At 33.8% G+C, this 482-nt stretch carries 1 protein-coding gene; it reads right to left on the bottom strand.

The window, feature by feature from the left end; all coding sequences use genetic code 11:
* Positions 1-294 precede the first annotated feature (294 nt).
* Positions 295-482: FAD-dependent oxidoreductase (locus AC1M9C_RS14915; protein ID WP_481953419.1), on the bottom strand; the 188-nt coding region annotated here is incomplete at its 5' end.

The following is a 482-nucleotide window of genomic DNA, read 5'->3' as shown; positions in this document are numbered from 1 at the left end:
GAGCTGTTCCAATGCCGAAAAGATGTTGGCAAGCATGGTTATTATCTGTCTTTTATAATTTAATAAGGCTAAAGAATTTCTTAATATTTAAACAAAAAACAGACACGATAAACAGGTCCTGTTACACAAAACACCCATTTATTGTGAAATAAAATTACAAATAAAATACAGATTTGATTTGAAAAATAATATAGATCAAGTGAGTGATTACAAAAAAAGAGGCTGAAGTGTTAGCATCTTCAACCTCTGTAAACTACAAAACTAAGAACTTCTTATTTAAAGAATATGATTGAACTACTGACCAGAACGAATGATGTAATCAAATGCTGACAGTGATGCTTTCGCGCCTTCACCAGTGGCAATGATGATTTGTTTATAAGGTACTGTTGTGCAGTCACCCGCAGCAAATACACCTTTTACATTGGTTTCGTTGCGATCGTTAATCACAATCTCACCACGGTTGGTTAATTCAACTTGGGTTT

The organism is Acinetobacter sp. 24-47-39, assembly GCF_056783825.1.
This window is presented reverse-complemented; position numbering and strand designations above follow the sequence as displayed.